The following is a 9,811-nucleotide window of genomic DNA, read 5'->3' as shown; positions in this document are numbered from 1 at the left end:
CAACAATTCCTATTTTTTCATAATTAGGGGTCTCAAGCTCCCCCTAGCGGCCACCGAGAAAACCTTCACCAGATAAGTATTTTTACTCAAGTCTCTGGAGGGGGACAGCTTATGTGACAGTTGAGGGTGCGGAATGTGGGTATGAAGTATAACCGGATTTGGCATCGTCTCCCCACTCCCCAACCCAAGGTGAGCGCATCTCAAACGCTATTGACAATTGACCAATTTTGTGATCTGCGTGGGCATTTCAAGTGATACCAGTCAATCAGAATAGTTACGAACTCGACCGATTTGGTCGATTTTTGCTTAACAATTGAGATGGCAAATTCTCCTCAAATATGCCTGAATCGTGGGTAAGCAACTCACATAAAGTTCATTTTGTCAAGGATCCTTAAGATGCGCTTACCCTGAAGTAGCTATAAGCTCACAGCCATTTTTTATTTATCGGCCAACGGAATCAAGTGGCGAGCGATGTCCCATGACTTGCCAAGATGACAGAGCATCTATACCTATTTTTCGGGGTTGGAAAGGGGACGGTACTGATAGCATTTTTCAAAAGTAATGGCAGATATGGTTAATTGCCCTCACCCCCAACCCCCCCTGCCACCCCGATGTGGGGGGTTGGAGGGGCGCGAGAGGGGTGTAGAATGCCTGCCATGAATAAAGAAAAATGGGATAACCTCATCCCTAAACCTTATTCCCGATTCCATCCAGGAATACTGTTAGGAAGTGAAAATTTATGTCACAATGACTCTATAAGGGCGATTTTTTAGTGATCGCCGAGGCCGTCTATTAATCGAATCGATGTCTTTGAAGAACGTAGCCCCAAACCGGAAACCTGACTTTTCTTACCCATTCTTGCCACTACTAGCGGAATCTTTCTCCCTTTTGTGTTATCCACGGGAATTTTTGAGCTATTGCTGAGATTGGCATTTTGTCACTTCCCGTTAGTTGAATTCAACAAAAGAAGCTGTTTAGGAGCAATTTATGTTACACCGCAAGATTTATCAATTCTGTATGGATGGTCAGGAAGTCTGCATTTTCTTGCGCGATCAGCAAAGATGGATTGATAATGCTCGTATTGTCGATCTAGAAAGCGATCTCGTCACCATTCGCTACGAAACAGAAGAAGAAGACGAAATTAGTTCTTGGGAAGAAATGGTGCGTTTAGAAAGTATTGGTGCGGTTAGCAGAAAACTGGCCTCGGTGTCGCGGACGAATCCTGATATTAATGTCTCGGAAGATTGTCCAGAAGCAGAACAACTTTATCCCCATTCTCCCGATAGCTTAGATTAGTTTTGTCGATTTAACTGACAGTGGCTAGAAGTCCCGAGGTTTTAACCATAGCCAAGGGACTTTTAGGGAATGGAAGGGAAGAGAGCCGGTCAGAATCACCACTTGTTGTAAAATTATCCTAAGTAGTCGTGCAAAATTAATTTCTTGGTTAGGATAGGCAAAAGGCAAGAAGTAGTTAGATATGTGTAATTGATTGTGTCTAGCTACTTAAAAGCCGCCAGATTTTCTCTATTATAAGCTGGAGGAGCAAAATGAATTCTAATCCCTACTTCGCTGCCAAGGATATCTATCAAAAATTTGTGGCAGTAGTAATAGTTTTAATTAGTTGTTGGTTAGTGACTTTTCCGGCCTGCGCCGGCTCCGCCCCTCTAGAAGTTAAAATTAGTCTAGGCTCCGGGCAAGGAGAATTAAAATTCTTTCCTAGTCAATTAGACTTTATTGCTGGACAAAAATACAAATTAATCCTCGATAATCCCAGTCCCACTAAACATTATTTTACCGCTAAAGACTTCGCTGATGCTAGTTGGACGCAGAAAGTTGAAGCGGGAAAAGTGGAGATTAAAGGGGCAATTCACGAACTAGAATTAAAACCTAATGCACAGGCAGAATGGGTAATAGTTCCTCTCAAAACTGGTAAGTATAAATTAATCTGTACTATTCCGGGTCATGCTGAAGCGGGAATGGTGGGGGAAATCGCCATTAATAACCCATGAATTTAAGAAAAATTGTCTCCTTTGCTTTCCTATTATTTATTCCCCTATCGGTGGTCGCTAGTCGTCTTAATTGGGGAGATCAAGCTATTTTTATCACTGCCGCTTTATCGATCATTCCCCTGTCAATTTGGTTAAGTACGTCTGTGGAAAGAGTTGCCGTAGTCACTGGGCCAACTTTGGGAGGATTAGTTAATGCTATCTTCGGCAATACTACCACTTTAGTTATTGCCTTAATTGCCCTAAAAAAAGGCTTGGTGGACATCGTACAAGCCAGTATTACCGGTAGTATTCTCAGCGATTTATTATTATTTATGGGCATGGGAATGCTCACGGGAGGAATTCGCTACAAAGAGCAGGAATTTAAACCGATTTTAGCGCGGGTAAATGGTTCTTCCATGACTTTAGCAGTAATAGCGATCGCTTTACCAACTTTGGTAATATATACTTCTAACGTGGTGGAAGTTGCCGATATTCTCAGTCTTTCCCTAGTCACCGCCACGGTTTTATTAATAGTTTACGGGTTAACTTTATTATTTTCCCTCAAAACCCATAGCTATCTCTACGAAGTGGGATTAAGTAATGAAAATACCCCCGACAATCAGGTTAGTGAGGAAGAAAAAGCTCAAGTCTGGATTTGGTTACTTGTGCTGCTTACTTCCACCGTAGCTGTAGCTTATGAGTCGGATTTATTTGTTGATGTAGTGGAATCGGTGATGGAAGGATTTAATCTCACTCCTCTCTTTATCGGGGTGATTTTCATTCCTTTAATTAGCGATGTTTCTGGAATAGTTACCGTCACTCAATTAGCCCTAAAAAATCAGATGGATTTAACGGTTTCCGTGGCTATGGGTGATAGTTTATTGGTGGCTTTATTCGTGGCACCTTTATTAGTTTTTATCGGTCAATTTTGGCAGCAGCCGATGGATTTAAATTTTAATCCCTTTAACGTGGTGGCTTTAATTGTAGCGGTGATTGTTACTAATTTAATCAGCTTTACTGGTCGTTCCAATTGGTTAGATGGAACCCTATTACTAGCCACCTATTTAATCTTGGCAGTAGCTTTTTATTACCATCCCGCCTAGCCAAAAAAGAGATTTAGGTATTTTCTGAGATTTCTGTCTTAGAATGGATCGGTATCACCTTACTGCCGCAGGATTGCTGATGATGAAAAGAGGGTTTTGGTTTGTCGTCGGGTTAGTAGTAACGATAATTCTGCTTCCTTCCCTAGTTCTTTCTAATTCCATCGGTGAACAGGGAATTTATGCCGATCGCCTGCGGGCGGAACCCTATAATTTATTAGGGCGAAAAATTGCCATCGGTCAAGTAGAAATCGGACGACCGGCTCAGTTCGGTTATGATAAAGTGGCAGCTTGGCAGCCTCCCTATAAGTTAGCCGGTGTTTTTTTTCGCGATCAAATTGCCAAACCCAACACCTATCTAGATAATCACGCCGCTATGGTGGCGACGGTGATGGTAAGTGATGATAAAAAAATCCCCGGAGTGGCCCCAAAAGCGAGATTATATTCGGGGGCGGTGGGTTCTTTGCGACGGGGCGGACAACCGGAAGAATGTCTTGCTAGTCAAAATATTGCCCGACAAAATAGCGGTGATGTGCGCGCCATTAACTTTAGTTTTGGGGAATCTTTGCAAAGAGATCAAAGACAGGAACCAAAATTAGATGGTCAAGCTTTATTAACTCAATGTGTTGATTGGTCATCGCGAGTTGATGATGTTCTTTATGTAATTGCTGGTAATCAAGGTAAGGGAGGAATTCCCATTCCCACCGATCATTTTAACGGCATTACTACCGCCTATACAGCGAAAAGAGAAGGAAAATTTACTAAAGTTGATTTTGCTAATATTAGTGCTTTGCCAGTGGGTATTGGTCGCAGTTTAATTAAACGGGAAATTAATGATGGTTCGCGACGGTCGATTAATTTAGTTGCTCCTGGCAATAAAATAGAGCTTTATGATCTCAAAGGTAAATTAAATACTGTTAGTGGCACCAGTTTCGCCGCTCCTCATATTACGGCATCCGTGGCGCTTTTACAAGAATACGGCGATCAACAAATTAATCAAAAAAATCCCCATTGGAGCGTCGATTCTCGTCATCATCAAGTGATGAAGGCAGTAATGCTTAATGCTGCCGATAAAATTAAAGATACGGGCGATGGGTTACGGTTAGGTATGAGACGGACGGTCTTAACTAAGGATCAAAAAACTTGGTTAGAGTCCGATGCTTATAAAGACCCGAAAATTCCTTTAGATATGCAGATGGGGACGGGACATCTTAACACTTTTCGCGCCTACCAACAGTTTAGTAATGGTCAATGGTCAGCCGCAGAATCTATTCCTGCCATTGGTTGGGATTACGCTACAGTTACCGCTAATGGTTATCAAGATTATGCCCTAGAGAAGCCCTTAAAAGCTAATAGTTTTGTTTCGATAACTTTGGCTTGGGATCGTTTGGTTGAACTAATCGATACTAACCGCAATAATCTCTATGATCTCGATGAAAGTTTCCAGGATCGCAGCCTGAATAATTTAGATGTTTATCTTTTACCTGCCCAGGAGGATAATAATGCTAAATACACCTGTGCTTCCCTGAGTGATAGTGATAGTTTAGAGCATATTTTTTGTCCTGTACCCATCTCTGGAAACTATAAAATTCGCGTTCAATATCGTCAACAAGTTAACGAGAAAGAACAAGCTTTTGCTCTCGCTTGGTGGACGGTTCCTGAATAATAAAAATGATAGTAAATCCTGTTTAAAAAGTATAGGAGAGTGGGAAGATGGGAGCGAGTTTTTAAAGTTCGATTGGCAGTTAATCGTACTATCTCTAAGATACACCTCGTTTTCTTTTCGGGATAACATCGTCAGAGATTCCCCAATAATTTGATGCTTGAGACATATTATATAGCAATAATTCGGCTGGCATTTTTTCTAAAATAACTCGGTTGAGATTAGCGGTATTGATATTCATTGCTCCCATCACAGAAGAGCCAAGTTCTTTCGATAATAGCGGAATAACTGCATTACCAATCTCACGAAAACCATGCCATATTGTGCGGTGAAACTGAAACCAATCGGGGAATGTATGTAATCTGGCGGCTTCTCGTACAGTAATACAACGAGGAATAGAATAGTGAATGGGTCTAGGAGCAGTATAGGCCCCTTTGTCACTATTAGTTCCGGCCCGGAGAGTATTACATAAACCAGTGGGAGAAAGCTTTAAAAAGCGACTTTTTGGTTCCACTGTACCCGGTTCGGTTATGATAAATCTATCAATTGATCTTTGGGTATGAACTGAGCCTATATGTCCATAGATTTTTGTATCTACTGTTCTTTGATGGCAAAGTTTAAAAATATCCCCTGGCTGCACTGAATATTTTTTCCTCTTACCACTATAATCTAATTTTGATGCAGGTATGCCTAAATCAGTATCGATAAAGGCCGGTATTAATTCTAAATCTGAAATCGCATCATAGACGCTGGTAAAAGCTGATTTTTTGGCTGAGTTCAAATCGACGGTCTTTGCCAAGGGATATTTAGCCATCGTCACGTCTTTTCGACTACCAATTAAGATTAATCTTCTGCGCTTTTGTGGGGCCCCGTATTCACTGGCATCAAGGATTTTAATTGGCTGATTAATTGTATAGCCAATAGCTTCAAATTCAGAGATTAACTCCTCTAAAAATTGTTTGTGTTTACCCGTAGCCATGCCGGGGACATTTTCAAAGATAAAATACTTGGGTTTAATTTCTGCTACAATCCGCAGATATTCAAATACAAGAGAATTTCTAGGATCATCTATTTGTCGTTTACCAATCAATGAAAAACCTTGGCAGGGTGGACCGCCGGCAATTAAACTAACATCGGTGGCATAGCCTTTTAGTTTTAATAATTCCCATATTTCTCTACTTGTTACTTTGGCTATATCCCGGCAAATAGTTTGACAATAGGGAAAGTTAAAATGATGAACCAAGGAATGGACTGCATCAAACTCCACCGCTACAGCAATATCAAATCCCGCCGCTTCTAGACCAAGGGACATCCCACCGCAGCCGGCAAATAAATCGATCGCAATTGGTCTATGTTTCACTTTGATGATTAGCTCTCTATTGTCTGCCTTTCATTATACTATATTTCTGATATAATTAACACTTTAAGTTTTATTAAGAGGGCAATTACTCCAGCAAGTTAGTACTAAGTTAGGACAAAAATTACCGATTATAGATAGGTTCATTGCTGCCACTCTTGATCATCTTAAATCTATCTCATTCGTGTTTTAAATTCACCACAAAGACACAAAGAACACAGAGAGCATTTCCTCTGTGTCTGCTGTGGTTTTTCTGAGCGTAATGTGGGCATTCTTAACCCACTGAGTTAATTGGCCATATTGGTTAAGAAATTATGATAATTTCCCTGCTTTGATGTCAAAATTCGCTCTTGCCAAGGTAAAATGGTTTTCAATAACGCAAAACCAGCACATAATACATTAGCACTCTAATCCCTTTTTGTTAGTGCTATGGCTACTAATCCTCTGCTTATTCCCACTCTCAATCAGGCTATTACTGATGTCGTTAATCTGCTCAATCAGTTTGCTGATGAGCCGTTGTTCACTGAAAAGGTGCGTTTGGTTTTTGGGGTGAATATTAGGACTCAAGCTTTCAAGAGTTTGATTGCGGTATTACCCCAAATTGAGATTATAGAAAATGGTGAGTTACAGGGTGCGTTAGGCGCATTCTCGGCGCAGACAGGGAAGATCTATCTATCAGCTTCTTTCTTGAATACAGCTTCCTCAGAATCGCTAGTTAATGTAATTTTAGAAGAAATTGGGCATTATGTGGATGCTCAAATTAATCCGGTGGATGGCGCCGGAGATGAGGGAGCGATTTTTGCATTGTTGGTGATGGGAGAGACTTTATCGACTCAGGAGTTACAGGCGCTTAAAGCTGAAGATGATACTGCTTATGTTACTTTGAATGGGCAACAAATTCAGATTGAGCAACAGAATTTTACGGGTACTAATGGGAATGATAATATTACGGGAACTGCTGACAATGATGTAATTAATGGACTGGGGGGTAATGATACTCTTAGTGGTTTAGGCGGTAATGATAGCCTAAATGGTAATGAGGGAAATGATTGGCTGTACGGAGGTGAGGGAAATGATCACCTGTCCGGGGACGAGGGTGATGATAAGCTCTACAACGATTCAGGAAGTGATATCCTCAACGGTGGTAGTGGATTCGATCATTATGATGCAGACTACAGTAGTGCTTCGACTGGGCTGTTAATGACCTTTGATAGTGCCACAGGCAATGGAAACATTGTGATTGGCAATGAAATTGATACCTTGATCTCGATCGAGAACTTTCATTACTTCCAAGGAACTAATTTCGACGATATCATTGTTCTCAGTTCTTCTAACGATCACGTTATTCATGGTAATCAAGGTAACGATAATATTCAGGGTAATGAAGGGAATGAGTATCTCTATGGAGATGAGGGAGATGATATTCTCAATGGGGGCAAAGACAACGATGTTCTTTATGGTGGTACAGGAAACGATACCATTTATGGTGGTTTAGGTAGTGATTACCTGTACGGAGATGAGGGGGATGATGTTCTTATTGGTGTAGATCCTAATATAGATGATCCTTATACACCTAATACCTATGATGCAATACAGGATACATTCTATGGCGATGAAGGACGCGAGCGCTTTGTTTTAGGTAATGCTCATAAGATTTTTTACAACGAAGATGGTAATGCTTTAGGAGGAGGATCACGCGCCAACATTAATAACTTTAATCGAAACGAAGACATTATTCAACTTCATGGATCGAGCGATGACTATCGCTTGTTTTTTTCGACTGATATAGGCGATCCACAAACCTACACATATATAGAATTAAAAAATCCAAATGGTTCTGGATATGAAATTATTGCCAGTATTAATGGGCAACTTGGATTTAGTCTAACTGATAGTTACTTTCAATATGTCTCGACCAATCAGCAAGTATATACTCCTGCTTTGGTGGGAACTTTTGATACTCCAGGTAATGCTAAGAGTGTTCAAGTAGTTGGGAACTATGCCTATGTAGCCGATGGAAATTCTGGACTACAAGTTATTGACATTAGTAACCCTCAAAATCCTGTTTTGAAAAGCTCTTACAATGATAATTATCCTAGTGGAGGCTTCTACTCTGCTGAGGAAGTTGAAGTAGATGGCGACTATGCTTATATAGCTGCTAGAGGTGTAGGATTAGAAATTGTCGATATTAGCAATCCTTCAAATCCCATTTTAACTGGAAGTTACGATCGAGCAGACAGATTGAGAGTAAGTTCTATTTTTAAGCAAGGATTGTCAGTATATATAGATGGGTTGTTCAATGTATTTGCTATCGATGTTAGTGATCCTGAATATCCGACAATTTATACATCAAATCCTTATTATGAGGTAGGTAGTGGTGCGCCAGAATTTATATACACTGAAAATAGTGGCATAATATCATATATCGGTGATGTGAATGATATATGGGTTAGCAACTATGTTTATATAGCAACCAACGATGGGCTAGAAATTTTTCAAACTCCTCCTTACAATGACAATAGCTACTTCAGCGACTACGTTGGACTTATTGATGTTGGTTATCGCGCTGGGTACGGGATTTTTAGTTCAGAAGTTATCAGTGTTCAAGATACTCGTAACTACACCTACTTGATTGTTGGTGACGGTCAGGATAACTCACAACAATCATTAGTTATCATGGATATTGATATCACTCGCCCCAACTACAGTAGCGATCCATACGAAACTGTTGTCACTTTGCAGGGGACTTATGCTTTACCTGATGATGCTTATGATCTACAAGTGGTTGATAACATCGTATATGTAGCTAATGGAAATTCAGGATTACAAATCATTGATGTTAGCGATCCCACTAACCCCACGTTCAAAGGAAGTTATGACACTTCTGGTACTGCGGTAGATGTATGGATTGAGAATAACTACGCCTATGTTGCTGATGGTGATAGCGGTCTTCAAATTATCGATCTCTTTGCCGAAATAGCACCCACTAACCTTAGTTTATCAAATAATTCTATCGCTGAAAATCAAGCTATCGCAACAGTTATCGGCAACTTTTCAAGTGTTGACCCTAATACAGGTGATGTCTTCATTTATACTTTAATACACGGTGAAGGTTCAACTGATAACGCCCTGTTTGCCATTCAAAATGGTCAACTTAAATCCAATACTGTTTTCGACTACGAAACTAAGAATAATTACAGTATTCGAGTCAGAGTTACCGATCAAGGCGGATTATTCTTTGAGAAATCATTGACCATTAACATTACCGATGTTAGCGAAAGTTCTATAATCTCTTTAACTGTTAGTCCCACAAGTGTTACCGAAGACGGAACAGCTAACCTTGTCTACACCTTCACCCGCACCGGAGCCACCACCAGCGCCTTAACCGTCAACTACGGCATCACCGGAACAGCCAACAGCACTGACTACACCGGAGCAACCCCCGGAACCGGAAAAACCATCACCTTTGCCCCTGGCTCCAGTACCGCTACCCTGACTATTGATCCCACCGCTGATACCACAGTAGAAGCCAATGAAACCGTTGCTTTAACTTTGGCGACCGGGACAGGATACACCGTAGGCACCACCACCGCCGTCACCGGAACTATTACCAACGATGACCTTCCTAGTATCACTCTTGCTGTTTCTCCCAGTAGTGTGACTGAAGATGGGACAAGTAATCTGGTTTATACCTTCACTCGCA

At 40.9% G+C, this 9,811-nt stretch carries 5 protein-coding genes and 1 pseudogene; 5 read left to right on the top strand and 1 reads right to left on the bottom strand.

Annotated elements, in window-relative coordinates:
* Positions 1-987 precede the first annotated feature (987 nt).
* The 4 genes from O9295_RS18565 (at position 988) to O9295_RS18550 (ending at position 4,754) form a co-directional block, all read left to right on the top strand.
* Complete coding sequence (locus O9295_RS18565) at positions 988-1,296, top strand: DUF6679 family protein (RefSeq protein ID WP_002757875.1); 309 nt, start codon at positions 988-990, stop codon at positions 1,294-1,296.
* A 251-nt stretch (positions 1,297-1,547) separates the two neighbouring features.
* The gene (locus O9295_RS18560) at positions 1,548-2,009 is read left to right on the top strand and encodes a cupredoxin domain-containing protein (protein ID WP_288034409.1); all 462 of its coding nucleotides are present in this window, start codon (positions 1,548-1,550) and stop codon (positions 2,007-2,009) included.
* On the top strand, positions 2,006-3,091 hold the full coding sequence (gene cax / locus O9295_RS18555) for a calcium/proton exchanger (RefSeq protein ID WP_072925943.1): 1,086 nt from the start codon (positions 2,006-2,008) through the stop codon (positions 3,089-3,091). The genes O9295_RS18560 and cax overlap by 4 nt, the downstream gene beginning before the upstream one ends.
* Positions 3,092-3,134: 43 nt before the next feature.
* On the top strand, positions 3,135-4,754 hold the full coding sequence (locus O9295_RS18550) for a S8 family serine peptidase (protein ID WP_288034406.1): 1,620 nt from the start codon (positions 3,135-3,137) through the stop codon (positions 4,752-4,754).
* Positions 4,755-4,848: 94 nt separating this feature from the next.
* On the opposite strand, the gene O9295_RS18545 is transcribed toward O9295_RS18550, so the two are convergent.
* Complete coding sequence (locus O9295_RS18545) at positions 4,849-6,111, bottom strand: DNA cytosine methyltransferase (RefSeq protein WP_288034404.1); 1,263 nt, start codon at positions 6,109-6,111, stop codon at positions 4,849-4,851.
* Positions 6,112-6,537: 426 nt separating this feature from the next.
* Between O9295_RS18545 and O9295_RS18540 the strand changes: the two are divergent.
* A pseudogene (locus O9295_RS18540) lies at positions 6,538-9,811 on the top strand (hypothetical protein); the annotation flags it as partial.

The organism is Microcystis sp. LE18-22.4A (assembly GCF_027531105.1).
Taxonomy (GTDB): domain Bacteria; phylum Cyanobacteriota; class Cyanobacteriia; order Cyanobacteriales; family Microcystaceae; genus Microcystis; species Microcystis aeruginosa.
This window is presented reverse-complemented; position numbering and strand designations above follow the sequence as displayed.

What these genes read in the sequence shown, in the direction of transcription:
- cax (WP_072925943.1), top strand. Translation starts at nt 2,006, where the DNA reads ATGAATTTAAGAAAAATTGTCTCCTTTGCTTTCCTATTATTTATTCCC.
- O9295_RS18565 (WP_002757875.1), top strand. Translation starts at nt 988, where the DNA reads ATGTTACACCGCAAGATTTATCAATTCTGTATGGATGGTCAGGAAGTC.
- O9295_RS18560 (WP_288034409.1), top strand. Translation starts at nt 1,548, where the DNA reads ATGAATTCTAATCCCTACTTCGCTGCCAAGGATATCTATCAAAAATTT.
- O9295_RS18550 (WP_288034406.1), top strand. Translation starts at nt 3,135, where the DNA reads ATGGATCGGTATCACCTTACTGCCGCAGGATTGCTGATGATGAAAAGA.